At 71.5% G+C, this 26,223-nt stretch carries 19 protein-coding genes; 14 read left to right on the top strand and 5 right to left on the bottom strand.

Going from position 1 to position 26,223, the window contains the following annotated elements:
• Window positions 1-65: 65 nt before the first annotated feature.
• On the bottom strand, window positions 66-980 hold the full coding sequence (locus tag ACX9I7_RS28300; protein WP_387575212.1) for a glycerophosphoryl diester phosphodiesterase membrane domain-containing protein: 915 nt from the start codon (window positions 978-980) through the stop codon (window positions 66-68).
• A 439-nt stretch (window positions 981-1,419) separates the two neighbouring features.
• Between ACX9I7_RS28300 and mtnA the strand changes: the two genes are divergently transcribed.
• The 7 genes from mtnA (at window position 1,420) to ACX9I7_RS28265 (ending at window position 9,976) form a co-directional block, all read left to right on the top strand.
• Entirely contained in the window at window positions 1,420-2,547 is a 1,128-nt protein-coding gene (gene mtnA, locus ACX9I7_RS28295) for an S-methyl-5-thioribose-1-phosphate isomerase (protein ID WP_459388917.1), read from the top strand.
• The gene (mtrA, locus tag ACX9I7_RS28290) at window positions 2,544-3,221 is read left to right on the top strand and encodes a two-component system response regulator MtrA (RefSeq protein ID WP_126914414.1); all 678 of its coding nucleotides are present in this window, start codon (window positions 2,544-2,546) and stop codon (window positions 3,219-3,221) included. The genes mtnA and mtrA overlap by 4 nt, the downstream gene beginning before the upstream one ends.
• A 1-nt stretch (window position 3,222) precedes the next feature.
• Window positions 3,223-5,307 (top strand): MtrAB system histidine kinase MtrB, encoded by a 2,085-nt coding sequence (gene mtrB / locus ACX9I7_RS28285; protein ID WP_387575208.1) that lies wholly within the window; start codon window positions 3,223-3,225, stop codon window positions 5,305-5,307.
• Window positions 5,291-7,132: an LpqB family beta-propeller domain-containing protein gene (locus tag ACX9I7_RS28280; RefSeq protein WP_387575206.1), complete on the top strand. Its 1,842-nt coding sequence runs from the start codon at window positions 5,291-5,293 to the stop codon at window positions 7,130-7,132. Before mtrB ends, ACX9I7_RS28280 begins: the two co-directional genes overlap by 17 nt.
• Before the next feature lie 148 nt (window positions 7,133-7,280).
• Window positions 7,281-8,006, top strand: a complete 726-nt coding sequence (locus ACX9I7_RS28275; protein WP_459388916.1) for a ComF family protein — start codon at window positions 7,281-7,283, stop codon at window positions 8,004-8,006.
• 339 nt (window positions 8,007-8,345) lie between these two features.
• Entirely contained in the window at window positions 8,346-9,032 is a 687-nt protein-coding gene (hpf, locus tag ACX9I7_RS28270) for a ribosome hibernation-promoting factor, HPF/YfiA family (protein WP_189457149.1), read from the top strand.
• Between the two features lie 200 nt (window positions 9,033-9,232).
• Window positions 9,233-9,976, top strand: a complete 744-nt coding sequence (locus tag ACX9I7_RS28265) for a response regulator (protein WP_126914410.1) — start codon at window positions 9,233-9,235, stop codon at window positions 9,974-9,976.
• Between the two features lie 3 nt (window positions 9,977-9,979).
• Here ACX9I7_RS28265 and ACX9I7_RS28260 read toward each other — a convergent pair whose 3' ends face one another.
• Window positions 9,980-11,242 (bottom strand): winged helix-turn-helix domain-containing protein, encoded by a 1,263-nt coding sequence (locus tag ACX9I7_RS28260; protein WP_459388915.1) that lies wholly within the window; start codon window positions 11,240-11,242, stop codon window positions 9,980-9,982.
• Between the two features lie 13 nt (window positions 11,243-11,255).
• Window positions 11,256-11,849 carry a GNAT family N-acetyltransferase gene (locus ACX9I7_RS28255; protein WP_459388914.1) on the bottom strand — a complete coding sequence of 198 codons (594 nt, stop codon included), beginning with the start codon at window positions 11,847-11,849 and terminating at the stop codon, window positions 11,256-11,258.
• A gap of 226 nt (window positions 11,850-12,075) precedes the next feature.
• Here ACX9I7_RS28255 and secA point away from each other — a divergent pair, with 226 nt between their 5' ends.
• Window positions 12,076-14,895 carry a preprotein translocase subunit SecA gene (gene secA / locus ACX9I7_RS28250; RefSeq protein ID WP_459388913.1) on the top strand — a complete coding sequence of 940 codons (2,820 nt, stop codon included), beginning with the start codon at window positions 12,076-12,078 and terminating at the stop codon, window positions 14,893-14,895.
• A 60-nt stretch (window positions 14,896-14,955) separates the two neighbouring features.
• Here the strand turns inward: secA and ACX9I7_RS28245 are convergent, their stop codons facing one another.
• Entirely contained in the window at window positions 14,956-15,396 is a 441-nt protein-coding gene (locus tag ACX9I7_RS28245) for an Rv3235 family protein (RefSeq protein ID WP_392758810.1), read from the bottom strand.
• A gap of 303 nt (window positions 15,397-15,699) precedes the next feature.
• Here ACX9I7_RS28245 and ACX9I7_RS28240 point away from each other — a divergent pair, with 303 nt between their 5' ends.
• The 4 genes from ACX9I7_RS28240 to ACX9I7_RS28225 all read left to right on the top strand — a co-directional run bounded on the left by ACX9I7_RS28240 (window position 15,700) and on the right by ACX9I7_RS28225 (window position 23,545).
• Entirely contained in the window at window positions 15,700-16,203 is a 504-nt protein-coding gene (locus ACX9I7_RS28240; RefSeq protein WP_459388912.1) for a DUF6912 family protein, read from the top strand.
• Window positions 16,204-16,253: 50 nt separating this feature from the next.
• A complete protein-coding gene (locus ACX9I7_RS28235; RefSeq protein WP_459388919.1) occupies window positions 16,254-16,961 on the top strand; it encodes an HAD family hydrolase in 708 nt (235 codons plus the stop codon).
• Window positions 16,962-17,292: 331 nt separating this feature from the next.
• On the top strand, window positions 17,293-22,299 hold the full coding sequence (locus tag ACX9I7_RS28230) for an NAD-glutamate dehydrogenase (protein ID WP_459388911.1): 5,007 nt from the start codon (window positions 17,293-17,295) through the stop codon (window positions 22,297-22,299).
• Between the two features lie 85 nt (window positions 22,300-22,384).
• A complete protein-coding gene (locus ACX9I7_RS28225; protein WP_387575188.1) occupies window positions 22,385-23,545 on the top strand; it encodes a hypothetical protein in 1,161 nt (386 codons plus the stop codon).
• Here ACX9I7_RS28225 and ACX9I7_RS28220 read toward each other — a convergent pair.
• Entirely contained in the window at window positions 23,473-24,039 is a 567-nt protein-coding gene (locus tag ACX9I7_RS28220) for a GtrA family protein (protein WP_459388918.1), read from the bottom strand. The genes ACX9I7_RS28225 and ACX9I7_RS28220 overlap by 73 nt on opposite strands.
• A 159-nt stretch (window positions 24,040-24,198) precedes the next feature.
• On the opposite strand from ACX9I7_RS28220, the gene manB reads away from it, so the two are divergent.
• A complete protein-coding gene (gene manB, locus ACX9I7_RS28215) occupies window positions 24,199-25,278 on the top strand; it encodes a mannose-1-phosphate guanylyltransferase (protein ID WP_387575184.1) in 1,080 nt (359 codons plus the stop codon).
• Window positions 25,279-25,405: 127 nt separating this feature from the next.
• Window positions 25,406-26,221 carry a polyprenol monophosphomannose synthase gene (locus tag ACX9I7_RS28210; RefSeq protein ID WP_189457133.1) on the top strand — a complete coding sequence of 272 codons (816 nt, stop codon included), beginning with the start codon at window positions 25,406-25,408 and terminating at the stop codon, window positions 26,219-26,221.
• Window positions 26,222-26,223 lie beyond the last annotated feature (2 nt).

Below are 26,223 nucleotides of genomic sequence, written 5' to 3'. Positions count from 1 at the left end.
GATCCTGCCCCTCTGCCCCCTGGATGGGCATCCTCAAGACGCCCACCCAGGGAAAAGCTCAGGTCTCACATACCCGCAGCACGCGCGAGCTCGATATCAAGCGACTCGCGACGGATCCGCTGATCCATATACAGCAGCGCGGTCACGCCGGCAGTGATCGGCAGTGCCAGCGCGGAACCGATCGCCGCACCGATGCCATTGATGATCAAAGACGTCCACGTCAAATGATCCATGGTGGATTCACCGGTCACGATCCCGTCAATGAGACTCGTCGGTATCTGCGCCATTGAACCGATCATGAAAACGATAAAGGCGGCCAGAACCTGTATTCCAAAGATCCGCCAGCCCGCACCCCGAACAAGCTTCGCCGAGCGACGCATAGCGCTGATGACGCCCTGCTTTTCGAGCATGAGCGCCGGCGCCGCGAGGCTGTAGCGGACCCACAGCCAGGCCGCCGTCGCCATGCCGGCGAGCCCGCCGAGGCCCAGCAGGCCCGCACTGTCACCGCTCAGGTCACCGGAAATCCCCGCGTCGGAACCCGCGGCGACCAGCAGCCCCGGGACCAGGCCCACCGCGAACGCCGCCGCCATGAGCACGGGAAGCAGGACGAACAGCCCCGTCAGAGCGAGCAGCCGGGGCCGGGCCTCGCGCCAGGCGTCGCCCACGGAGGCGGGCCGGCCCAGCACGGCGCGGCTCACGACGACCGTCAGCATGGCGCTCGCGATGATCGTGCCCACCAGCCCGACCAGTGAGGCGACGGTCAGGCTGCCCAGGGACTTGCCGATGGCGTCCAGCACCTCATGAAGGTCCGCTGTGCCCGGGTCGGCGAGCTTGTTCAGGCCCGCCACGTCGCGGAACCACAGCCCCGTTACCGTGGTCCCGGCCGCCTGGGTACCGAGGGCGACGGCCGCGGAGACGCCGAGGACCGTCCGCCAGTACAGGCGCGTCGTGCTGACAGCGCCGTCCAGGATCTCGCCCACACCGAGGGGCCTCAGGGGCACGACGCCGGGCTGGGGAGCCGGCGGAGGTGGCGGACTCCACTGTTGGCCACCCCAGCCGCCACTTCCGTTACGAGTGCCGTTGCCACTGCCGCCACCACCGCCCCAGCCGCCGCTGTTGCCCCAGTGCCCGCCGTCACTGCCGTTGCCACTGCCGTCGCCGCTTCCGCTGTTGGCCCGGGCGCGGCCCCGGCCCTGCGGGGTGCGGTCCGGAGAGTCGTTCATCCTCTGTTTCTCCTGTAGCTCCCTCTGATGCCCGTGTTCGCCGTCCAGCGGCCCGTCCGAGCGGTTTACCGGTCAGCCATCGTGTCAGTAAGCGCGTGCGAGGCGGCAAGCGCCCGAGCGGCTCGTAGGGGCTCGTAAGGGGGAGGCCGTCAGGGGAGGCCTTCAATAGTTGGTGTGGGCGGGGCAGACTGGACCAATGGCTGATCAGTACGCGGCATCCGCGTCCGGCACCGGATCCTCCGTCCCGGCCCTGCGCTGGGAGGAGCTGCCCGAGGGACCCGTGCTCGTCCTCCTCGACCAGCGGAGGCTGCCCACGGAAGAGATCGAGCTGGTCTGTACCGACGTCCCCGCGCTGATCGAGGCGATACGAGCGCTCGCCGTGCGCGGCGCCCCGCTCCTCGGCGTCGCGGGCGCGTACGGCCTCGCCCTCGCGGCCGTCCGCGGCTTCGACGTGGAGGAGGCCGCCGAAATGCTCGCCCACGCCCGCCCGACCGCCGTGAACCTCGGCTACGGGGTGCGGCGCGCGCTGGCGGCGTACCGTACGGCCGTCGGAAGCGGTGCCGACGGGCTTCAGGCGGCCGCCGCCGCCCTCGCCGAGGCCCGCGCCCTGCACCAGGAGGACGCGGACGCCAGCGCCCGTATGGCCGCGCACGGCCTGGAGCTGCTGGAGGAGCTGCTGCCCGGGGGCGGGTATCGCCTCCTGACCCACTGCAACACGGGCGCCCTGGTCTCCGGGGGCGAGGGCACCGCCTTCGCCGTGGCGGGCGCGGCGCACCGGGTGCGGGAGCTGCGGCGGCTGTGGGTGGACGAGACGCGTCCCCTGCTGCAGGGGGCCCGGCTGACCGCGTACGAGGCGGCCCGGGCCGGAATGCCGTACACGCTGCTGTCCGACAACGCGGCGGGTTCGCTGTTCTCGGCGGGTGAGGTCGACGCGGTGCTGATCGGCGCGGACCGGGTGGCGGCGGACGGGTCGGTGGCGAACAAGGTGGGCAGCTATCCGCTGGCGGTGCTCGCCCGCTATCACCATGTGCCGTTCATCGTCGTCGCGCCGACCACGACGGTCGATCTCGGGACCAGCGACGGCGCCGCGATCGAGGTGGAGCAGCGGCCCGGGTACGAGGTCACGGAGTTCCCGGGAAGCGTTTCCGGAAACCCGGTGGCGCCCCTGGGTACACAGGCCTACAACCCTGCGTTCGATATCACACCGCCGGAGTTGGTGACCGCCATTGTCACGGAAAACGGGGTTGTTTCGCCCGTGACGGAGGCGGGTCTGGCAGAGCTGTGTGCCAGGTCACGATCGGGTAATGGGATGATGTCGATATGAAGGGACGCGTTCTTGTCGTCGATGACGACACCGCACTGGCCGAGATGCTCGGAATCGTGCTTCGTGGTGAGGGTTTCGAGCCGTCGTTCGTGGCGGACGGCGACAAGGCGCTCGCCGCTTTTCGTGAGGCCAAACCCGATCTTGTTTTGCTGGATCTGATGCTGCCCGGCCGTGATGGCATTGAGGTGTGCAGGCTGATCCGCGCCGAGTCCGGGGTGCCGATCGTGATGCTGACCGCCAAGAGCGACACGGTCGACGTGGTGGTCGGGCTGGAGTCCGGTGCGGACGACTACATCGTCAAGCCGTTCAAGCCCAAGGAGCTGGTGGCCCGTATCCGGGCGCGGCTGCGCAGGTCGGAGGAGCCGGCACCGGAGCAGCTGACCATCGGTGATCTGATCATCGATGTCGCGGGGCACTCGGTGAAGCGCGACGGCCAGTCGATCGCGCTGACGCCGCTCGAGTTCGACCTGCTGGTGGCGCTGGCGCGCAAGCCGTGGCAGGTCTTCACCCGTGAGGTGCTGCTCGAGCAGGTCTGGGGCTATCGCCACGCCGCCGACACGCGGCTGGTGAACGTGCACGTCCAGCGGCTGCGCTCGAAGGTCGAGAAGGACCCCGAGCGGCCGGAGATCGTGGTGACCGTCCGTGGTGTGGGCTACAAGGCCGGACCCAGCTGACGTGTCGGGTGACGGTGCCGCTCCGGAGCGGGACGCGGGGCGGCCCGTGGACGCGGGCGGGGGGATATCGCTCCTCCGGCGTCTCTGGCGGGCCGGCAGGCTGCTGTCGGACGGCGCCGGCTCGGCGCCGGTCCACCCGGTGCTGCGGCTGTACGCGCGCTGGGTGCGCAGGCCGCTGCTGCCCGCGATGCGCCTGTGGCGGCGCAACATCCAGCTGCGCGTGGTGGCGACCACCCTGCTGATGTCGCTGGGTGTGGTGCTGCTGCTCGGTGTGGTCGTCATCGGGCAGGTCCGCAACGGTCTGCTGGACGCCAAGAAGCACGCCTCGCAGAGCCAGGCCGAGGGCGGTTTCAAGGCGGCGCGCGACGCCGCGGACGCCGCCGGTGCCGATCGCGGTCAGGACGGCGCCCAGTCCGGTGCCCGGGGCACGCCCGACTCCGGTGCGTGGCTGACGGCGCTGGTGCAGCAGCTCGCCAGCGGTGGGCAGGGCGTCTACCACGTGGTGGCGCTCAGCGCGGGCGACGGCGACACGACGTACGTGGGCGGGACGCGGGGGCCGAGGGCCTCCGGGGACATCGACCCGGAGCGCAGTGTCCCGGCGGATCTGCGCAGGCAGCTGGACAGCCGGACGGGCACGTTCGAGAAGCCCGGGACGATCAAGCGGAGCGCCTCCGACGAGGGCGAGCCGGCGCTGATCGTCGGCAAGCGGCTCTACGACGTCAACGGCAAGCCGTACCAGCTGTACTACCTCTTCCCGTTCACGCAGGAGGAGAAGTCACTCAGCCTGGTGAAGGGCACGCTGACCACGGCCGGGGTGTTCGTGGTGGTGCTGCTGGGCGCCATCGCCTGGCTGGTGGTGCGGCAGATCGTCACGCCCGTGCGGATGGCCGCGAGCATCTCCGAGCGGCTCGCGGCGGGTGTGCTCCAGGAGCGGATGAAGGTCACCGGTGAGGACGACATCGCACGTCTGGGTGAGGCCTTCAACAAGATGGCCCAGACCCTCCAGGTGAAGATCCAGCAGCTGGAGGAGCTCTCACGGATGCAGCGGCGGTTCGTCTCGGACGTCTCGCACGAGCTGAGGACGCCGCTGACGACCGTACGGATGGCGGCCGACGTCATCCACGAGGCGCGCGACAGCTTCGATCCGGTGACCGCGCGTTCGGCAGAGCTGCTGTTCGGACAGCTGGACCGGTTCGAGTCGCTGCTCGCGGACCTGCTGGAGATCAGCCGGTTCGACGCGGGCGCGGCGGCGCTGGAGGCCGAGCCGATCGATCTGCGCGACGTGGTGAACCGGGTGGTCGAGGGCGCTCTGCCGCTCGCCGACCGCAAGGGGAGCCGGCTGCTGGTGCGCGGCGCCGAGCAGCCCGTCATCGCCGAGGCGGACGCCCGCCGGATCGAGCGGGTGCTGCGCAATCTCGTGGTCAACGCCGTGGAGCACGGCGAGGGCCGGGACGTGGTCATCCGGCTGGGAGTGGCCGGGGGCGCGGTCGCGGTCGCGGTGCGCGACTACGGCGTGGGACTCAAGCCCGGCGAGGCCACCCGGGTGTTCAACCGCTTCTGGCGCGCCGATCCCGCCCGCGCGCGGACGACCGGCGGTACGGGCCTGGGCCTGTCGATCGCGGTGGAGGACGCGCGGCTGCACGGTGGCTGGCTGCAGGCGTGGGGCGAGCCGGGCGGTGGTTCGCAGTTCCGGCTGACGCTGCCGCGCACGGCGGGCGAGCCCCTGCGCGGTTCGCCGGTTCCGCTGGAGCCCGAGGACTCGCGGCGCAACCGCGGGGTGGAGGCGTCCGGGCTGCCGCCAGCGCTACCGGGGCGGGGTGCGCCCGTGCCCGGCGCGGGGTCGCCCGTACCGGCGCACGGCAGAAACGTGCCTCCGTCAGTCGATCCCACCGCGCTGCCGGGCAGCGGCGCGCGGGTGGTGACGCGTCCCGGAGGGGCGCTCGGTGGTGAGAAGAGTGGTGACCGTGCCGGTGACACGACGGCCCGTCGGGCCGATGGCCGGGAAGGTCGCGAGATCGAGGAGGCCGACGCCGACGCCGAGGGCGGCGGAAGCGGGACCGGAGGCGACCGTGACGGTCAGGCGTAAGGAGACCCGCCCGAGGCGACGGTTCGCCGGTGCGGGCGCCGTGCTGGTCGGCGGCGCGCTGCTGGCCGGCTGCGCGTCGATGCCCGACGGCGGCGAGGTGAAGTCGGTCGACTCCCCGCAGCAGCGCGCCGACGCCGACGCGCAGGTGCGGGTCTATGGCGTGGCACCGCGCAAGAACGAGCAGCCGCTGGAGCTCGTCATGGGCTTCCTAGAGGCGACGACGAGCGACGACACGGACTACGAGACGGCCCGGCAGTACCTGGCGAAGGGCATGCGGGGCCGCTGGGATCCGTCGGCGCCCACGACGGTGCTGTCGCAGACGCCCCAGGTGCGGGTCGAGCGCACCGGCGGCGACCGCGAGCCGGGGTACACCGTGACGCTGACGGGCCGGCGGGTCGCGACGGTGGACGCCAGGCACGCCTACAAGCCGGACGAGGGCGAGTTCAAGACCCAGTTGCACATGGCGCGTGAGGATGGCGAGTGGCGCATCGACGGGCTGGAGCCGGGCTTGGTGCTCGGGGTGGCCGACTTCCAGCGCATCTACCGGTCGGTCAATAAGTACTACTTTGCCGAGTTGGGGCAGGGCGCGAGCGGCGCGGGGAAGTCCCGCGAGGTGCTCGTCGCCGACCCCGTGTATCTGCGCAAGCGGATAGACCCGGTGACGTCGACGGTGAAGGCGCTGCTGGACGGGCCGACGTCATGGCTGGACCCGGTCGCCGCCACCGCCTTCCCCACGGGTACGCGGCTGGAGGACCAGCGGCTGTCCATCGACGACTCCAACGGCCTGAAGGTGCGGCTGAACGACAAGGTCGCCGGCGCCAACCAGGACCAGTGCCTGCGGATGGCCGCGCAGCTCCTCTACACCGTGCAGGAGTCGGCCAAGGCCACCGATGTGACGCTCCAGCGCAAGGACGGCTCCAGGCTGTGCGTGCTCGGCAAGGAGCAGGCGCGCTACTACGCGCCGGACCTGACCTCCGGGCGGCCCGACCGGCAGTACTTCGTCGACGGCCAGCACCGGATGGTGAGCCTGGCCGACGGGGACGACGAGGCGCGCCGGGTCGCCGGTCCGCTGGGCGCGGACGGTTCGGCTCCGCTGCGCTCGGTGGCGGTGGACCGCGCGGAGCGCCGTGCGGCGGGTGTGTCGGCCAACGGGCAGGCCCTGTACGTCGCCTCGCTGCAGGCGGGTGCGCCGCTGGGCGAGGCCCGGCTGACGGTGCGCGGCGGTACGGGCGCCAGGACGGGGCTGACGGCGCCGAGCTGGGACGGGCTGGGCGACCTGTGGGTCGCGGACCAGGACGCGGACAGGCCGAGGCTGCTGCGGTTGCCCGGGGGCACGGGCGCTCCGGAGGAGATCCAGGTGCCCGGGCTGGACGGCGGGCGGATCACCGGGTTGCGGATCGCCGCGGACGGTGTGCGCATCGCGCTGCTGGTGACGAAGGGCGACCATACGGTGCTGCGGCTCGGCAGGGTCGAGCGGCGGGGCGGCGCTGGTCATACCGGTCTGTCGGTGCAGGAGCTGCGGAACGTGGCGCCCCGGCTGGTGGACGTCAACGCCGTCTCCTGGGCGGGCGCGAGCCGGCTGCTGGTGGCCGGCAACGAGCAGGGCGGGCTCCAGCAGCTCCAGTACGTCGAGACGGACGGTTCGCAGGCCAATGGCTCCGGCCTGCCGGGGATCACGGGGGTGCGGGGCGTGGCCGCCTCGGAGAACCCGGGCAAGGCGCAGGCGCTGGTCGCCGAGGGCGACGGCGGGATCGTACGGCTGTTGCCGGACACCAACTGGAAGCTGGTGGGGAAGGAAGGTACGGCTCCGGTCTACCCGGGGTGACGGCCGGTGGCGCCTGGTGGTGACGGGCGCGGTCGGCGCCGGCGGGGCGATGGGCGTCGCGTTCGCGCAGGCCAGGGCTGTTGGCTCGGGGCGGCGCGGGTTATCCACAGGGGTGGCGGCTCGGGGTGCTGCGCGCGAGAGTGGAGCCATGCGCGGGTGGTGGCAGGAACTCGCCGGCCTGGTGGCGCCGGTGGACTGCGCGGGGTGCGGGCTGCCGCGGTCCGTGCTGTGCGAGGAATGCGGTGCGGAGCTGGGCGGGCGTCCGGCGCGGCGGGTGCGGCCGGATCCGGTCCCGGCCGGGCTGCCGCCCGTGCACGCCTCCGCGCGGTACGAGGGCGGGGTGCGCTCGGCGCTGATCGCGCACAAGGAGCGGGGCGGGCTCGCGCTGGCCGGTCCGCTGGGCGCCGCGCTGGCGGGCGCGGTCGGGGCGGCCGGTCGCTCTGGTGCGGGGTGGGATGTACGGGGCCGGAGGGGCCCGTTATGGCTCGTGCCGGTGCCTTCCGCGCGGTCGGCGGTGGCCGGGCGGGGGCAGGACGCCGGGCGGCGGCTCGCCCTGGCGGCGGCCCGGGCGCTGCGCGGCTCCGGGGCGTCCGTGCGGGTGGCGGCGGTGCTGCGGTTGCGGCGGCCCGTGCTCGATCAGTCGGGTGTGGACGCCCGGTGGCGGGTGGAGAACGTGGCGGGGGCGATGGAGGCCGTCCGGGGCGCGGAGCGGCTGTGGCGGTCGGGAGGTCCGGTGGTGCTGGTGGACGATCTCATGACGACCGGCGCCTCGCTGGCGGAGGCGGCGCGCGCGGTGACGGCGGGCGGCGGCCGGGTCGTGGCCGGGGCGGTGATCGCGGCTGCACCGAGAGCGTTCGGAAACCACCGGAACTGACGGAGAACGTCCTGCGTTGCTGAGGGAAACGGCCGGAAAACACCTGAACGGAGGTACGTCGCGATAGGGGGTACCGACGGGCTTCCGAGCGAGATATGTTCGGTTGTGAGGAAGGGCAGGATCTATGCCTGATATCTCCGATTGGCGTGCTTTGTACGCCTGGGCGGAAGCTTGTAAGTAGCCCGTGGAGCCTTGAGGCACGGTGGGGTGTAGATCTTGCCGACGGGGGAGGAGGAGGTGAAAACCGCTTAGTCGGTGGCTCCGGCTCTCCCCGGGGCCTGATGCAAGAGGGATGCGCTCCGCAACCTTCGGCGGAGCGATCCGGGAACGGAGTTCTGCGTGGACATCGTCGTCAAGGGCCGCAAGACAGAGGTGCCCGAGCGGTTTCGCAAGCACGTGGCCGAGAAGCTGAAGCTGGACAAGGTCCAGAAGCTGGACGGCAAGGTGATTCGCCTCGACGTGGAGGTGTCCAAAGAGCCCAACCCGAGGCAGGCCGACCGCTCCGACCGAGTGGAGATCACGGTGATCTCCCGGGGACCGGTCATCCGGGCGGAGGCCGCAGCGACGGATCCCTATGCCGCGCTCGATCTGGCCACGAACAAGCTCGAGGCACGGCTGCGCAAGCAGCACGACAAGCGTCATTCCCGCCGGGGCAACGGACGCGTCCCGGCGAGCGACGTCGGCGCCGTCATCGGCGCCGCAGAGCTCAACGACAGCGGTGAACTCGTCGCGGAGCAGGGAGCGGGCGAGGTGCCCGTCACCCACATGGGACCACTGGAGATCCGGGGAGAAGGCCCCCTGGTGGTCCGCGAGAAGACCCACTCCGCGGCCCCCATGGCGCTCGACCAGGCGCTCTATGAAATGGAGTTGGTCGGCCACGACTTCTATCTGTTCGTCGACTCCGAGACCAAGATGCCCAGTGTCGTCTACCGGCGGCACGCGTACGACTACGGCGTCATCCGCCTGAACAGCGACCCGTTCTACACCGGAGAGCCCGGAGGAGCGGGCGGAGAGCTCGGCGGCTGACCCGTGACGATGCCCCGGGAGCGCCCGGCGCGCTCCCGGGGCACCGCTTGTGCGGCGCGCCACCTCCGCGGCCGGGGAAGCACCGTCCGGCGGCCCGGCATGAAATCATGGCCCGGACCAACCACCGGTCCGCCGGAGCCGTTTGGGGCGGCGCCGGACCGAGCGACCGCGACGGGCCATGGCCTTCAGGGGGAGGAACAATGGCGGACAGGTTCGGGCCCGTGATCGGGGCCGACGAGGACGACGAAGAAGGCGCCCGGGACGAGCGGGACGCCGCCCGGAGGGAACCGATCAGGGTCCTGGTCGTGGACGACCACGCGCTCTTCCGCAGGGGGCTGGAGATCGTCCTCAAGCACGAGGAGGACATCGAGGTCGTCGGGGAGGCCGGGGACGGCGCGGAGGCGGTGGACAAGGCTGCCGACCTGCTGCCCGACATCGTCCTCATGGACGTCCGGATGCCCAAGCGCGGCGGCATCGAGGCCTGCACCTCCATCAAGGAGGTGGCCCCCAGTGCGAAGATCATCATGCTGACGATCAGCGACGAGGAAGCCGACCTCTACGACGCCATCAAGGCCGGGGCGACCGGCTACCTCCTCAAGGAGATCTCCACCGACGAGGTGGCGACGGCCATCCGGGCGGTCGCCGACGGCCAGTCCCAGATCAGCCCGTCGATGGCCTCGAAGCTCCTGACCGAGTTCAAGTCGATGATCCAGCGCACCGACGAGCGCAGGCTGGTGCCCGCCCCCCGGCTCACCGACCGCGAGCTGGAGGTCCTCAAGCTCGTCGCCACCGGGATGAACAACCGGGACATCGCCAAGGAGTTGTTCATCAGCGAGAACACCGTCAAGAACCACGTCCGCAACATCCTGGAGAAGCTCCAGCTGCACTCCAGGATGGAAGCGGTCGTCTACGCGATGCGGGAGAAGATCCTCGAGATCCGCTGAGCCTCAGCCGAGGGCGGTCAGGGCGCTCACCAGGGCGGCGGCCAGCTTCGCGTCGTCGCACCGCTCGACGCGCACGCTGTCGCAGCCCACCCACCCGGCCGCCTCCCACAGCGCCCGGGCCATGGGCTCGACCGCCTTGGCCCCTTCGAGCGACACCTGCCGGGCCACCAGCGTCCGGCCCTCGCGCGCCGGGTCCACCCGGCCCGCCAGCCCGCCGGCCGTCAGCAGCGGCATCGCGAAATAGCCGTGGACGCGCCGGGCCTTGGGCACGTACGCCTCCAGCCGGTGGGTGAAGCCGAATATCCGCTCCGTGCGCGGCCGGTCCCAGATCAGCGAGTCGAACGGCGAGAGCAGCGTCGTACGGTGGCGGCCCCGGGGCTCCTCCGCCAGCGCCGCCGGGTCCGCCCACGCCGGCTTGTCCCAGCCCGCCACCTCGACCGGCACCAGCCCCGTACCGTCGATGACGGCGTCGACCTGCTCGCCCTTGAGGCGGTGGTAGTCCGCCAGATCCGCGCGCGTCGCCACACCCATCGCCGCGCCCGCCTGGGCCACCAGCCGCCGCATGCACTCGGCGTCGTCGAGGTCGTCGTGGAAGAGGGCGTCCGGCACGGCGCGCTCGGCCAGGTCGTAGACCCGCTTCCAGCCGCGCCGGCGGGTGCAGACCACCTCGCCGGTGTCGAGCAGCCACTCCACCGCGATCTTCGTCTCGGACCAGTCGTACCACTCGCCACCGTTCTTGGCGCCGCCCAGGTCCGTGGCCGTCAGGGGGCCCTCGGCCCGGAGCCGGTCCCGGACGGCCGCGCACGAACGGTCGGCGTCCGCCATGATGTGCCAGCGGTGGCCCCGCTCCCGCATGGCCCGGCGGCGGAAGGCGAACAGCGGCCACTCCTCGATCGGCAGGACGCACGCCGCGTGCGACCAGTACTCGAAGGCCCCCGTCTCGGCGTCCCCGCTCCAGTACGCCTCCTCGACCGTGCCGCGCCCGACGGCGCCCAGCCGCGCGTAGGGCACCAGCTCGTGCGAGCGGGCGAGCACCGAGATCGTGTCCAGCTGGACCGCGCCCAGCCGGCGCAGCACCCCCCGGACGCCCCCCTTCCGGTCGGGCGTGCCGAGGAGGCCCTGCGCGCGGAGAGCCAGCCGGCGCGCCTCGTCGGCAGAAAGCCGGACGGCGGCCCTCCGGTCCCCGGAAGGGCGGGCGCCGGGCGTACCGGCCTTGACGGTGACGGCAGTTGTCATGCCGATCACCCTAGAGGGGACCACTGACATCACCCGGTGATGATCAGCCGCGCCCGGGAAACGGCAGGTAGGGGGTGTGCGTCGGCCGGCCGAGGTCCGAGGGGAGCAGCGAGCCGATCCAGGCGTCGCGGCGGGTGCCGTTGTAGACGATCTTCGAGCGCATCGTGCCCTCCATCCGGAACCCGGCCTTCAGGGCGACGGCGCGCGAGCCCTCGTTGCCCGCCTCGGCGTACCACTCCAGGCGCTCGACACCCAGGTCCTCGAAGGCCCAGCGGATCACCTCGCGCGCGGCCTCCACGGTGTGGCCGCGGCCCCGGCCCTCCTTGGCGGTCCAGTAGCCGAGCTCGGCCTGGCGCTCGGGGGTGCGCAGCTCGGCGAGCCGCACCAGGCACATGGAGCCGATCAGCCGGCCGTCCTCGCGGGAGAAGAGACCGAAGGTGTACATGGAGTCGTCGCGCCAGCCGTCCGGGCACTTCGTCCCGACGAACGCGCAGGCGTCCTCCAGGGTGTAGGGGGAGGGCACGCTGGTGTAGCGCGGGATGTCGGGGTCCTGGCAGGCCGCGTGGACGGCGGGTACGTCCGACGAGGTGAACGGGCGCAGCAGCAGGCGTTCGGTGGTCAGATGTATGGGCTCCATGGGCGGAGTCTAGATTCGGGGCGCTTCGGACGTGTCCGAATTTCGCCGCTCCGGCACCTTCCGGGAGTGCCGTTCGTTCTCACAGTGGGTGACACCCGGCCTCGGTGATGACGGACCTCCCGGCGTGGTGGGGTCCTCGCTTACGATGGCCGTTGCGGCGGGGACTGTCCCGTCGTGCCCGCGCACCCCACCGTGCCCAGGCCCGACCGGCAAGGAGCCAGCCTACGTGTCCGTCTTCGGCAAGATCATGCGTGCAGGAGAAGGCAAGATCCTGCGCAAGCTGCACCGCATCGCGGACCAGGTCAATTCCATCGAAGAGGACTTCCTGCACCTCTCCGACGCTGAGCTGCGCGCCCTGACCGAGGAGTACAAGCAGCGGTACGCCGACGGCGAGAGCCTGGACGACCTGCTGCCCGAGGCCTTCGCGACCGTCCGCGAGGCCGCCAAGCGCGTCCTGGGCCAGCGGCACTACGACGTCCAGCTCATGGGCGGCGCCGCGCTGCATCTGGGCTATGTCGCGGAGATGAAGACCGGTGAGGGCAAGACCCTCGTCGGCACCCTCCCGGCGTACCTGAACGCGCTGTCGGGCAAGGGCGTCCACCTGATCACGGTGAACGACTACCTGGCGGAGCGCGACTCGGAGTTGATGGGCCGGGTGCACAAGTTCCTGGGCCTGTCGGTCGGCTGCATCCTCGCCAACATGACCCCGGCGCAGCGCCGCGAGCAGTACAACTGCGACATCACGTACGGCACGAACAACGAGTTCGGCTTCGACTACCTGCGCGACAACATGGCGTGGTCCCAGGACGAGCTGGTCCAGCGCGGGCACAACTTCGCCGTGGTCGACGAGGTCGACTCCATCCTGGTCGACGAGGCCCGGACGCCGCTGATCATCTCCGGTCCGGCCGACCAGGCCACGAAGTGGTACGGCGACTTCGCCAAGCTCGTCACCCGCCTGACCAAGGGCGAGCCGGCGAACCCGCAGAAGGGCGTCGAGGAGACCGGCGACTACGACGTCGACGAGAAGAAGCGCACGGTCGCCATCCACGAGGCCGGCGTGAGCAAGGTCGAGGACTGGCTGGGCATCGACAACCTCTACGAGTCGGTCAACACCCCCCTCGTCGGTTATCTGAACAACGCCATCAAGGCGAAGGAACTGTTCAAGAAGGACAAGGACTACGTCGTCATGGACGGCGAAGTCATGATCGTCGACGAGCACACCGGCCGTATCCTCGCCGGCCGCCGCTACAACGAGGGCATGCACCAGGCCATCGAGGCGAAGGAGGGGGTGGACATCAAGGACGAGAACCAGACGCTCGCCACGATCACCCTCCAGAACTTCTTCCGCCTCTACTCCAAGCTGTCCGGTATGACCGGTACGGCCATGACCGAGGCCGCCGAGTTCCACCAGATCTACAAGCTCGGCGTGGTGCCGATCCCGACGAACCGTCCGATGCAGCGCAAGGACCAGTCGGACCTGATCTACCGCACCGAGGTCGCGAAGTTCGCCGCCGTCGTCGAGGACATCGCGGAGAAGCACGAGAAGGGCCAGCCGATCCTGGTCGGCACGACCTCCGTCGAGAAGTCGGAGTACCTCTCGCAGCAGCTGTCCAAGCGCGGCATCCCGCACGAGGTCCTCAACGCCAAGCACCACGAGCGCGAGGCCCAGATCGTCGCCCAGGCGGGCCGCAAGGGCGCCGTCACCGTCGCCACCAACATGGCCGGCCGCGGTACGGACATCAAGCTCGGCGGCAACCCCGACGACCTCGCCGAGGCGGAGCTGCGCCAGCGCGGCCTGGACCCGGTGGAGCACGTCGAGGAGTGGGCGGCCGCGCTGCCCGGCGCCCTGGAGAAGGCCGAGGCCGCGGTCAAGGCCGAGTTCGAGGAGGTCAAGAGCCTCGGCGGGCTCTACGTCCTCGGCACCGAGCGCCACGAGTCGCGCCGCATCGACAACCAGCTGCGCGGTCGTTCCGGCCGTCAGGGCGACCCGGGCGAGTCCCGCTTCTACCTGTCGCTGGGCGACGACCTGATGCGTCTGTTCAAGGCCCAGATGGTCGAGCGCGTGATGGCCATGGCCAACGTCCCCGACGACGTGCCGATCGAGAACAAGATGGTCACCCGCGCCATCGCCTCCGCCCAGTCGCAGGTCGAGCAGCAGAACTTCGAGACCCGCAAGAACGTCCTGAAGTACGACGAGGTGCTCAACCGCCAGCGCGAGGTCATCTACGCCGAGCGCCGCCGCGTCCTGGAGGGCGAGGACCTCCACGAGCAGGTCCTGCACTTCATGGACGACACCATCGACGACTACATCCGCCAGGAGACCGTCGAGGGCTTCGCCGAGGAGTGGGACCTGGAGCGGCTGTGGGGCGCCTTCAAGCAGCTCTACCCGGTCAAGGTCACCATCGAGGAGCTGGAGGACGCGGCGGGCGACCGCGCGGGCATCACCGCCGAGTTCATCGCCGAGTCCGTCAAGGACGACATCCACGACCAGTACGCCGCCCGCGAGGAGCAGCTCGGCTCCGACATCATGCGTGAGCTGGAGCGCCGCGTCGTGCTGTCCGTCCTGGACCGCAAGTGGCGTGAGCACCTCTACGAGATGGACTACCTCCAGGAGGGCATCGGCCTGCGGGCCATGGCCCAGAAGGACCCCCTGGTCGAGTACCAGCGCGAGGGCTTCGACATGTTCACCGCGATGATGGAGGGCATCAAGGAGGAGTCGGTCGGCTACCTGTTCAACCTGGAGGTCCAGGTCGACCAGCAGCTGGAGGAGGTCCCCGTCGAGCAGCGCGAGGCGCCGTCCCTGGAGAAGGTCCAGGACACCGTGCCCGCCGCCCGTCCGGAGATCCGCGCGAAGGGCCTGGGCGCCCCGCAGCGCCCCGACCGGCTGCACTTCTCCGCCCCCACGGTGGACGGCGAGGCCGGTCTCGACGAGCGCGACCTCACGGCCGACGAGATGACCGAGTTCCGCTCCGAGGCGGACGGCATGACGCGCGCCGAGCGCCGCAAGGCGCAGCGCGGCGCCGGCGGTCGCCGCCGCAAGAAGTAACGGCGCGGCACACGTTCGCGGAGGGGCGGGACACCACCGGTGTCCCGCCCCTCGCCGCGTTCAGGCACGGGCCCCGCCCAGTTCCACCGCGGCGCAGCGCCACCGCCGGTCCGGGCAGTGCTCCAGCCGGAAGGCCAGCGCCCGCAGCCGGTCGCCGGAGGCGATCCGGGCGAACGCCTCGATCACCCCGGGCCGGGGCTGGAACTCGTCGCAGTGGCGCACGAAGGGGATGCCGTGCCCCGGCGGGACGGGCCGCAGCGGTGCTCCGGGCGCGAGCTCGGCCAGCTGGTCGTAGGCCGGGGGCAGGGTGTGCCCGAGCATCCAGTGCACCGGGCGCTGGCCGCTGAGGGTGAGCAGCAGCCGTTCGGCGAACCAGTAGCGCGGATGCCGCCGTTCGCGTTCGTGGCGCCGGGCGGCCGCGTCGGCGGCCGGCCGCCGGGAGTCCGTGCGCCGTGGTGGCGCGGCCGGGCCCGGGCCGGCGGGTCCCCTGTTCCTGTTCACGCGATGGTTCCTGTTCACGCGTCGCCCCCGCGGTGCGCGGCCCGGCTGCAACCGGGCGTGGCTTGGTCGGTGGATCTTCTACCGGCGCCGTTCGGAGGCGGGCAAGGACGTCCCCGGGGTGGCCGTGGGACCGGGGACGTTCACCTATCAGGGGGACACGGGCCGCGCGGGGCGGCTGGGCCGGGAGACCGGCGCGTCCGGGGGGAGGCGCCTCAAGGGGCCTCCGGCACTTCGAAGGGGGACTCGCGCCCGTATGCTGGCAGCACTGTTCGTAAGCCCTCAGGAAGCAGGAAAGCGGCGGTCATGCGCGTCTACGTCCCCCTGACCCTCCACAGCCTCGCCGAGGCGCACAAGGCGGGCCTGCTGGGCCCGGCACCGGTGGACGCCTACGCCGTCACCCCCGCCCTGCGCGAGTGGTACGTCTCGGACGACATCGAGGAGCTGGAGTACGCGGCGCTCGGCCGTGCCGCGCAGGGCTCGCTGCGGCGGCTGGCGGCGGATCCGCGGGCGCCGCGGCGGCGCGTGGTCGTCGCGGTCGACGTGCCCGACACGGCGGTGACCGCCGACCCGGATCGCGGGCTGGACCAGTCGGCGCTCGGCGAGGTGCGGCTGGTGGAGACGGTGCCGCTGAAGAAGGCGGCCTCGGTGCACGTCGACGCGGACGACGCCGAGGAGGACGTGGCCGCCGCCGCGGCGGCGCTGGGCGCGGCGGACCAGGGCGACGAAGACGCGCAGTTCATCGTGGACGGCGCCGACGACCACGAGCTGATGTGGTTCGGCGTCCAGGAGATCCCGAACCTCGTCTGAGGGGTCTGTCGGACCCGGACGGTACGGTCGTGAGCATGGGGACGCACAGCATGGGCACGCGGAGCACGGGGCACAAGCGGGGCACGGGGGAGCGGGGCGGGGAAGCCGCGCCGCACATCGTCTGGGACTGGAACGGCACCCTGTTCCACGACATCGACGCGGTGATCACGGCGACCAACGCCGCCTTCGCCGAGATCGGCCTGGCGCCGATCACCCTGGCCCGGTACCGGGAGCTGTACTGCGTCCCGATCCCGCGCTTCTACGAGCGCCTGATGGGCCGCCTCCCCACCCAGGACGAGTGGGACCACATGGACGTCGTCTTCCACCGGCACTACGCGGACCATCACATACGCTGCGACCTCACGGCCGGCGCCGAGTCGCTGCTGGCGCGCTGGCAGGACACCGGCGGCACCCAGTCGATCATGTCGATGTACGGGCACGAGGACCTGCTGCCGCTGGTGCGGGGCTTCGGCATCGAACGCAGATTCATCCGGGTGGACGGACGCACCGGGCCTTCGGGCGGCAGCAAGACGGAGCACATGGCGCGCCATCTCGCGGGGCTGTCCGGTGTGGCCGCCGGTCGTACGGTGGTCATCGGGGACGCCGTGGACGACGCCGTCGCGGCGGCGCACGTCGGTGCCCACGCCGTGCTGTACACGGGCGGTTCGCACAGCCGGGGCAGTCTCGCGGAGGCTGGTGTTCCGGTGGTGGACAGCCTGGAGGAGGCCGTCGCCGAGGCGGAACGTCTCGTTGTCTGAGGCCGGGCTGTCCAGAGTGCGAAGGTTTCGTGGCCGTAATGTATAGAAGCTGCTCATGGACGCCTCCCGGGGGAAGAGCGATAGCCTTACCAGGTGATCAGCGCGATATCCAGCAGGGGCGCCGTCGCCCCTGTCCTGCTCCCGGGCCGCCACCGCGCCCGGGCCATCGCAGCGGATCCCCGGAGCCGGGCTGTCCTGACGGCGTTCGCCGTGTTCCGCCCGGCCACCCCTCATCCCGGCGGACCGTCGGTGACGACCGGACACCCCGAGTCGCGACGTGAAGCCATCACCACCTATGTCACGCAACGGCGCGCGACAGGAGCCAGAGGACATGCAGACCAAGCTGGACGAAGCAAAGGCCGATTTGCTCGAGCGGGCGGCCCGCGTCGCTGAAGGCAGCCCCGGGGGAGCGCACCCGGCCGGCCCCCAGGGCGAGGGCGGCCTCGACCAGAAGACCCTGACCGCCTACCTCCAGCGCTACTACCTGCACACCGCACCCGAGGACCTCACCGGCCGTGACCCGGTCGACGTCTACGGAGCGGCCATCTCGCACTACCGGCTGGCCGAGAACCGGCCGCAGGGCACCGCGAACGTGCGCGTCCACACGCCGACGGTCGAGGAGAACGGCTGGACGTCCAGCCACTCCGTCGTCGAGGTCGTCACCGACGACATGCCCTTCCTCGTCGACTCCGTCACCAATGAGCTCTCCCGCCAGAACCGCGGCATCCACGTCGTCATCCACCCGCAGGTCGTCGTCCGCCGTGATGTGACCGGCCGCCTCCTGGAGGTCCTCGGCTCCGCCTGCGACGCGCACGGCAACGGCAAGGACGCCGAGCTGCCGCACGACGCGTTCGTCGAGTCCTGGATCCACGTCGAGACCGACCGCGAGACCGACCGCGACGACCTCAAGCAGATCGCCGCCGACCTGCTGCGCGTCCTGTCCGACGTCCGCGAGACCGTCGAGGACTGGGGCAAGATGCGCGACGCCGCGCTGCGCATCGCCGAGGGCCTGGCCGAGGAGCCGACCGCCGACGTCCCGCCGACCGAGCTCGACGAGGCCCGTGAGCTGCTGCGCTGGCTGGCCGCCGACCACTTCACCTTCCTCGGCTACCGCGAGTACGACCTGACCAAGGTCGTCACCGACGGCGAGGAGGAGGACGTCCTCACGGCCGTCCCCGGCACCGGCCTGGGCGTGCTGCGCTCCGACCCCCCGCACACCGCCGACGGGCACCACGGGGGCCACCACGCCCCGCTGCCCCGCCCCTCCTCGGCGTCCTTCAGCCGGCTCCCGGCGGACGCCCGCGCCAAGGCCCGTGAGCACAAGCTGCTCGTCCTCACCAAGGCCAACAGCCGCGCCACCGTCCACCGCCCCTCCTACCTCGACTACGTCGGGGTGAAGAAGTTCGACGCCGACGGCAACGTGATCGGCGAGCGCCGCTTCCTGGGCCTGTTCTCCTCGGCCGCCTACACCGAGTCCGTCCGCCGCGTCCCGGTCATCCGCCGCAAGGTCGCCCAGGTCCTGGAGGACGCCGGCTTCAGCCCCGACAGCCACGACGGGCGCGACCTCCTCCAGATCCTGGAGACCTACCCGCGCGACGAGCTGTTCCAGATCCAGGCCGACCAGCTGCGCGCCATCGCCACCAGCGTGCTCTACCTCCAGGAGCGTCGCCGGCTGCGGCTGTACCTGCGCCGCGACGAGTACGGGCGCTTCTACTCCGCCCTGGTCTACCTGCCGCGCGACCGCTACACCACCGGCGTCCGGCTGCGCCTGATCGACATCCTCAAGGAAGAGCTCAACGGCACCAGCGTCGACTTCACGGCCTGGAACACCGAGTCGGTCCTCTCCCGGCTGCACTTCGTCGTCCGCGTCGAGCCCGGCTCCGCGCTGCCCGAGCTCTCCGAGGCCGACGCCGACCGCATCGAGGCCCGCCTGGTGGAGGCCGCCCGCTCCTGGGCCGACGGCTTCGCCGAGACGCTCACCGCCGAGGTCGGCGAGGAGCGCGCCGCCGAGCTGCTGCGCCGCTACGGCCAGGCCTTCCCCGAGGGCTACAAGGCCGACCACACCCCGCGCGGCGCCGTCTCCGACCTCGCCCACCTGGAGAAGCTGACCACCGCCGGCGGTGCCCGGGCCTTCGAGCTCAGCCTGTACGAGCCGGTCGGCGCGGGCCCCGGCGAGCGCCGCTTCAAGATCTACCGCAAGGGCGAGCCCGTCTCCCTCTCCGCCGTCCTGCCGGTGCTCCACCGGCTCGGCGTCGAGGTCGTCGACGAGCGCCCGTACGAGCTGCGCTGCGCCGACCGGGCCAACGCCTGGATCTACGACTTCGGGCTGCGGCTGCCCGAGGACATCGTGGGCGACAACGCGCGCGCCCGCTTCCAGGAGGCCTTCGCGGCCGTGTGGACCGGCGCCGCGGAGAACGACAACTTCAACAACCTCGTGCTGCGGGCCGGTCTCGACTGGCGCCAGGCGATGGTGCTGAGGGCCTACGCCAAGTACCTCCGGCAGGCCGGTACGACCTTCAGCCAGGCGTACATGGAGGACACCCTCAGCAACAACGTCCACACCACCCGCCTCCTGGTCAACCTGTTCGAGGCCCGGATGTCCCCGGCGCTCCCGCAGGACGGCCGCAACGAGCTGATCGAGGGCCTGCTGGAGGAGCTGGACGGCGCCCTGGACCAGGTGGCGAGCCTGGACGAGGACCGCATCCTGCGCTCCTTCCTCACCGTCATCAAGGCCACGCTGCGCACCAACCACTTCCAGCGCGACGAGCAGGGCGAGCCGCACTCGTACCTCTCGCTGAAGCTGGACCCGCAGGCCATCCCGGACCTGCCCGCGCCCCGCCCGGCCTTCGAGATCTGGGTCTACTCGCCGCGCGTCGAGGGTGTCCACCTGCGCTTCGGCAAGGTCGCCCGAGGCGGTCTGCGCTGGTCCGACCGGCGCGAGGACTTCCGCACCGAGATCCTGGGCCTGGTCAAGGCGCAGATGGTGAAGAACACCGTCATCGTGCCCGTCGGCGCCAAGGGCGGCTTCGTCGGCAAGCGGCTCCCGGACCCGTCCGTGGACCGCGACGCGTGGCTCGCCGAGGGCATCGCCTCGTACAAGACCTTCATCTCCGGTCTGCTCGACATCACCGACAACATGGTCGGCGGCGAGGTCGTCCACCCCAAGAACGTCGTCCGCCACGACGAGGACGACACCTACCTCGTCGTCGCCGCCGACAAGGGCACCGCGACCTTCTCCGACATCGCCAACGAGGTCGCCGAGTCCTACGGCTTCTGGCTGGGCGACGCGTTCGCCTCCGGCGGCTCGGCCGGCTACGACCACAAGGGCATGGGCATCACCGCCCGGGGCGCCTGGGAGTCGGTCAAGCGGCACTTCCGCGAGCTGGGCCACAACACCCAGACCGAGGACTTCACGGTCGTCGGCGTCGGCGACATGTCCGGTGACGTCTTCGGCAACGGCATGCTGCTCTCCGAGCACATCCGCCTGGTCGCCGCGTTCGACCACCGCCACATCTTCATCGACCCGAACCCGGACGCGGCCGTCTCCTACGCCGAGCGCCGCCGGCTCTTCGAGCTGCCCCGCTCCTCCTGGGCCGACTACAACACCAAGCTGCTCTCCGCGGGCGGCGGCGTCCACCCGCGCAGCGCCAAGTCGATCCCGGTCAACGCCCATGTGCGCGAGGCCCTGGGCATCGCCCCCGGCGTCACCAAGATGACCCCCGCCGAGCTGATGAAGGCCATCCTCAGCTCCCCGGTCGACCTTCTTTGGAACGGCGGCATCGGCACGTACGTCAAGGCGTCCACCGAGTCGCACGGCGACGTGGGCGACAAGGCCAATGACGCCATCCGCGTCGACGGCCGGGACCTGCGCGTCAAGGTCGTCGGCGAGGGCGGCAACCTGGGTCTGACCCAGCTCGGCCGCATCGAGTTCGCCCTCACCGGCGGCCCCGAGTCGACCGGCGGCCGGGTCAACACCGACGCCATCGACAACAGCGCCGGCGTGGACACCTCCGACCACGAGGTGAACATCAAGATCCTGCTCAACGCCCTGGTGACCGACGGCGACATGACCGTCAAGCAGCGCAACAAGCTGCTGGCCGAGATGACCGACGAGGTCGGCGAGCTGGTGCTGCGCAACAACTACGCGCAGAACGTGGCCCTGGCCAACGCCGTGGCCCAGGCGCCCAGCCTGCTCCACGCCCACCAGCGGATCATGCGCCGCCTCACCCGCGACGGCCACCTCGACCGCGCCCTGGAGTTCCTGCCCGCCGACCGGCAGATCCGGGAGCGGCTGAGCGCCGGGCGCGGCCTGACCCAGCCCGAGCTGGCCGTCCTGCTCGCCTACATCAAGATCACCGCGGCGGAGGAGCTGCTCACCACCGAGCTGCCCGACGACCCGTACCTCCAGCGACTGCTCTACGCCTACTTCCCGCAGGCCCTGCGCACGTCGTTCGGCGAGCAGATCGACAACCACGCGCTGCGCCGCGAGATCGTCACGACCGTCCTGGTCAACGACACGGTCAACTCCGGCGGCTCGACCTTCCTCCACCGTCTGCGGGAGGAGACCGGCGCCTCGCTGGAGGAGATCGTCCGGGCGCAGACCGCGGCCCGCGAGATCTTCAGCCTGAACGAGGTCTGGGACGCCGTCGAGGGCCTGGACAACGTGGTCGCCGCCGACGTCCAGACCCGCATCCGGCTGCACTCGCGCCGACTGGTCGAGCGCGGCACCCGCTGGCTGCTCAACAACCGCCCGCAGCCGCTGGCGCTCGCGGAGACCATCGCGTTCTTCCGCGACGGCGTGGACATGGTCTGGGCCGAGCTGCCCAAGCTGCTGCGCGGCGCCGACATGGAGTGGTGGCAGTCCATCCACGACGAGCTCGTCGCCGCCGAGGTGCCCGCCGAGCTGGCGGTCAAGGTCGCGGGCTTCTCGTCCGTCTTCCCGGCGCTGGACATCGTCGCCACCGCCGAGCGCACGGGCAAGGAACCGCTGGGCGTCGCCGAGGTCTACTACGACCTGGCCGACCGGCTGCACATCACCCAGCTGATGGACCGCATCATCGACCTGCCGCGCGCCGACCGCTGGCAGTCGATGGCCCGCGCCTCCATCCGTGAGGACCTCTACGCGGCCCACGCGGCGCTGACGGCCGAGGTCCTCTCGGCGGGCAACGGCTCCTCCACGCCGGAGCAGCGCTTCGCCGAGTGGGAGGAGCGGAACGCCGCGATCCTGACCCGGGCGCGGACGACGCTGGACGAGATCCGCGGGTCGGACGCGTTCGACCTGGCCAACCTGTCGGTGGCCATGCGCACGATGCGCACGCTGCTGCGTTCGCACACCTGACGGGTGACCGCCGCACCGGCATGAAGGGGGCGGCTCCGGGGGAAAACCCCCGGGGCCGCCCTTTTCGCATGCGTGAGAGAGTCGGATGACAGTCGTTCCGCGGCTCGCGACCACCCGGACGGCGTACCGGGAGGCGGTCGTCGCGGCGGCCGTCCAGCTTGCCGTCGCCGCCGTCGGCTTCGCCGTCCTGCTGCTGGTCAACCACCACCTCGGCCACGGGACGCGTTGGCTGCTGTACCGCTGGGACAGCGGCAACTACCTCCGGATCGCCGAGCGGGGCTACCCCGGCCACATCCCCCACCGCCCCGACGGGACGCCCGACTACAGCCGGCTCGCCTTCTTCCCGCTCGTCCCCGCGCTGATCCGCGGGCTCCACCTGGTGACCGGCCTGCCCCACGACTGTGCCGGGGTGCTGGTCTCCTGGTGCGCGGCGGCGGTGGCCGGGGCCGGGGCGTACACGCTCGTACGGTGCTGCGGGGGAGGCCGGGGCGCCGGGTACGCGTGCGTGGCGCTGTGGTCCTGTTCGCCGTACGCCTTCGCGCTGTGGGTGCCGTACTCGGAGGCGGTCTTCAGCGCCCTGCTGATGTGGGCCCTGGTGGCGCTGGTGCGGCGCCGCTGGGTCGCGGCGGGCGTCCTGTGCGCCCTGGCGGGCGCCGTACGGCCGACGGCGACGGTACTGATCGCCACGGTGCTGCTGGCCGCCGCGGTGGCCCTGCTGCGCCGCCGGGACGGCGCCCGGCCGTGGGCGGCGCTGGCCCTGGCACCGCTGGGGCTGCTGGTCGGCTGGCTCTATCTGGGCAGCCGGGTGGGGCGGTGGGACGGCTGGTTCGAGGCGGAGCGGGCCTGGGGGCAGACGTTCGACTTCGGCGCGGGCACCGCGGACTTCCTGCGGCAGGTCCTGCTCTACGGCGATCCCCGGGCGGTCGCCGACGTGCGCCACACGGCCGTGCTCGCCGTGGTCCTGCTGACGGCGGCGGCGGTGGTGGCGCTGGCACTGGACCGGCGGGTGCCCTGGCCGCTGGTCGCGGTCGTCGCCGGGGCCTGGCTGCTGATGGTGGCGACGCCGGGCTCGCCGTACTCCAAACCACGTTTCATGCTGCCGTTCCTGCCGGTTCCGCTGCTGTTGGCGGCCCGGCCGCTCGCGCGTGTTCCGCTGGGGGTGCGGGTGTGTCTCTACGGTGGAGGTGCGGTGGTCTCGGGTTGGTACGCGGCCGGGTTGCTCGTGCTGTTCGACGGATCGCCGTGATCGCCGTGACCTCCGTGGGGAGAGTCGTGGCGCATGGCCCGCCCCGGCAGGGCCCTGAAGACCCAGGCCCGGTAGGACCAGAAGCGGAACAGGGTCGCCGTGCCGATGCCCAGGAACTTGAAGAGATTGCCGAGCAGCGCCCCGCCCCAGCCGAAGCCGTAGGTGGCGACGTAGAGGACACCGTTCTCGATCACCAGTCCGATGCCGCTGAAGGCCGCGAAGAGGGCGATCTCCCTGCTGCGCCGGCCCTTGTCGCGATCGCGGTAGGTGAAGTGGCGCAGCCCCAGGTAGTTGAAGGCGATGGCGACGGCCGTCGCGACCACGCTGCAGCGCACCACCGGCAGCCCGGTGGCCCCCCGGCACACATTGAAGACGCCGAGGTTGACGAAGATCCCCAGGCCGCCCACCGTGCCGAACTTCGCGAACTCCCGGACCAGCGCCGTCAGCCTCCCCCGGCCGGGCGAAAGTCTTTCCCTCGATTCCGTCGGTCGCAAGGGCTTCTCCAGATACGGTCGCCACGCGTAGCGGACATCTCGCTTAGACAACCGATTGTAGTGTAAATTGCCGCAAAAACTGACGTAGTGCGACGAGATGGCCACAATGGGCGAGGGTCTGGTATAGGGAGGAACCGGCATGTATGACGAGGAACTGGCATGACTGAGGCGGTACTGCTCGTCGGAGGCAAGGGAACCCGGCTCCGGCCGCTCACCATCAACACGCCGAAACCCATGGTCCCGGCCGCCGGGGTGCCCTTCCTCGCCCATCAGCTGGCCCGCGCCAGAGCCGCCGGCGTGAAGCACGTCGTCCTCGCCACCTCCTACCTCGCCGAGGTCTTCGAGCCGTACTTCGGCGACGGCTCCGCCCACGGCCTGCGGCTCACGTACGTCCACGAGGAGGAGCCGCTGGGCACGGGCGGGGCCATCCGGCAGGCCTCCATCGCCCTGACCTCCGGGCCCACCGAACCGGTGCTCGTCTTCAACGGCGACATCCTCACCGGCCTCGACATCGGCGACCTGCTGCTGCGCCACGAGCGGGCGCAGGCCGACGTCACCCTCCATCTCACCCGGGTGGCCGACCCCCGCGCGTTCGGTCTGGTCCCCACCGGCCCCGACGGCCGGGTCCTGGCCTTCACCGAGAAGCCGCGCCGCCCCGAGGAGATCGTCACCGACCAGATCAACGCCGGGGCCTATGTCTTCCGGCGCGAGGTCATCGACACCATCCCGCAGGGGCGGCCGGTCTCCGTCGAGCGGGAGACCTTCCCCGGGCTGCTGGCCGCCCGGGCCGTGCTGCACGGGGTGGTCGACGCCTCGTACTGGCTGGACCTGGGCCGCCCCGCCGCCTTCGTCCAGGCGTCCGCCGACCTCGTGCGCGGCGTCGTCCACTCCCCGGCCGTCCCCGGCGACCCCGGTGAGTTCCTGGTGCTGCCCGGTGCGCGGGTGGCGGACGGGGCGCGGCTGCTGGGCGGCACGGTGGTGGGGACCGGCGCGTACGTCGCGGCGGGCGCCGTCGTGGAGGGCTCCGTCGTGCTGGACGGCGCCCGGATCGAGGAGGGCGCGCGCGTCCGGGCGTCCATGATCGGCACCGGCGCCCGGGTCGGCCCCCGGACCCTCCTCGACGACGTGGTGATCGGGGACCGCTCCGACATCGGCGCGGACAACGAGCTGCGCGAGGGGGCGCGCGTCTGGTGCGCGACGGCGATCCCCGACGCCGCCATCCGCTTCTCGGCCGTCTGAGCGTCACCGCCTGCCCCCGCGCGAACACCGACTTAGTGTTTGAACGTCTTCAGCGTTTGAACGTCCGTCGACCACCAACTGTCGACAGCCGCCCGATTGGCCCTCTCCGTCTGCCGAGGATCCGCTCATGAGCCCTCCGCGCACTCCCGCCGCCGCGACACCGCTGCCCGCCGAATGGGGCCGTACCCCGCTCACGGTGGTGATGCCGACGTACAACGAGGCGCAGAACCTGCCCACCATGGCCGAGGCGCTCATGGCCCTGCCCCTCGAAGGGCTGCGGCTGCTGGTGGTCGACGACAACAGCCCCGACGGCACGGGCACCGTCGCCGAACAGCTGGCGGAGAAGTACAACGAGCCCGGCCGGACGCGCATGGGCGTCATGCACCGCACCACCAAGGACGGCCTCGGCCGCGCCTACGCGGCCGGCATGGAGCGGGCCGTGGCCGAGGGCGCCGAGTACGTGCTCCAGATGGATGCCGACGGCAGCCACCCCACCGGCAAGATCTCCGAGATGCTCGGCGTCGCCCTCGCCACCGGCGCGGACGTGGTCGTCGGCAGCCGGTACGTGCCCGGGGGCACCCTCTCCGACGCCTGGAAGGCCCACCGCAAGCTGCTCTCCCGCTGGGCGAACGCCTACGCCAGCGGGATCCTCGGCACGCGCGTCCGCGACATCACCAGCGGCTTCAACCTGTGGAGCGCGGACGCGCTGCGGGCCGTGGGCCTCGGCAGCGTCGACAGCGCGGGCTACAGCTTCCAGGTCGAGACCAAGTACCGCGCGCTGCGGGCCGGTTTCACGGTCATGGAGGTGCCCATCCACTTCGAGGACCGCACCGCCGGGGAGTCGAAGATGAACCTGGCCGTGCAGCTCGAATCCGTGGCCATGCCCTGGCGGCTGCGCTCCAGAACACTCCGCGGCCCGGCGGCCGGCAAGCGTGCCCGCTGACC

The organism is Streptomyces sp. L500 (genome assembly GCF_054551825.1).
The sequence above is the reverse complement of the archived record's forward strand: the minus strand, read 5'-3'. Positions and strand labels throughout refer to the sequence as shown.

Coding starts and splice junctions, on each gene's coding strand:
- mtnA (WP_459388917.1), top strand. CDS start 1,420: ATGGCTGATCAGTACGCGGCATCCGCGTCCGGCACCGGATCCTCCGTC.
- mtrA (WP_126914414.1), top strand. CDS start 2,544: ATGAAGGGACGCGTTCTTGTCGTCGATGACGACACCGCACTGGCCGAG.
- ACX9I7_RS28275 (WP_459388916.1), top strand. CDS start 7,281: ATGCGCGGGTGGTGGCAGGAACTCGCCGGCCTGGTGGCGCCGGTGGAC.
- ACX9I7_RS28265 (WP_126914410.1), top strand. CDS start 9,233: ATGGCGGACAGGTTCGGGCCCGTGATCGGGGCCGACGAGGACGACGAA.
- ACX9I7_RS28260 (WP_459388915.1), bottom strand. CDS start 11,242: ATGTCAGTGGTCCCCTCTAGGGTGATCGGCATGACAACTGCCGTCACC.
- ACX9I7_RS28255 (WP_459388914.1), bottom strand. CDS start 11,849: ATGGAGCCCATACATCTGACCACCGAACGCCTGCTGCTGCGCCCGTTC.
- ACX9I7_RS28240 (WP_459388912.1), top strand. CDS start 15,700: ATGCGCGTCTACGTCCCCCTGACCCTCCACAGCCTCGCCGAGGCGCAC.
- ACX9I7_RS28235 (WP_459388919.1), top strand. CDS start 16,254: ATGGGCACGCGGAGCACGGGGCACAAGCGGGGCACGGGGGAGCGGGGC.
- ACX9I7_RS28230 (WP_459388911.1), top strand. CDS start 17,293: ATGCAGACCAAGCTGGACGAAGCAAAGGCCGATTTGCTCGAGCGGGCG.
- ACX9I7_RS28225 (WP_387575188.1), top strand. CDS start 22,385: ATGACAGTCGTTCCGCGGCTCGCGACCACCCGGACGGCGTACCGGGAG.
- manB (WP_387575184.1), top strand. CDS start 24,199: ATGACTGAGGCGGTACTGCTCGTCGGAGGCAAGGGAACCCGGCTCCGG.
- ACX9I7_RS28210 (WP_189457133.1), top strand. CDS start 25,406: ATGAGCCCTCCGCGCACTCCCGCCGCCGCGACACCGCTGCCCGCCGAA.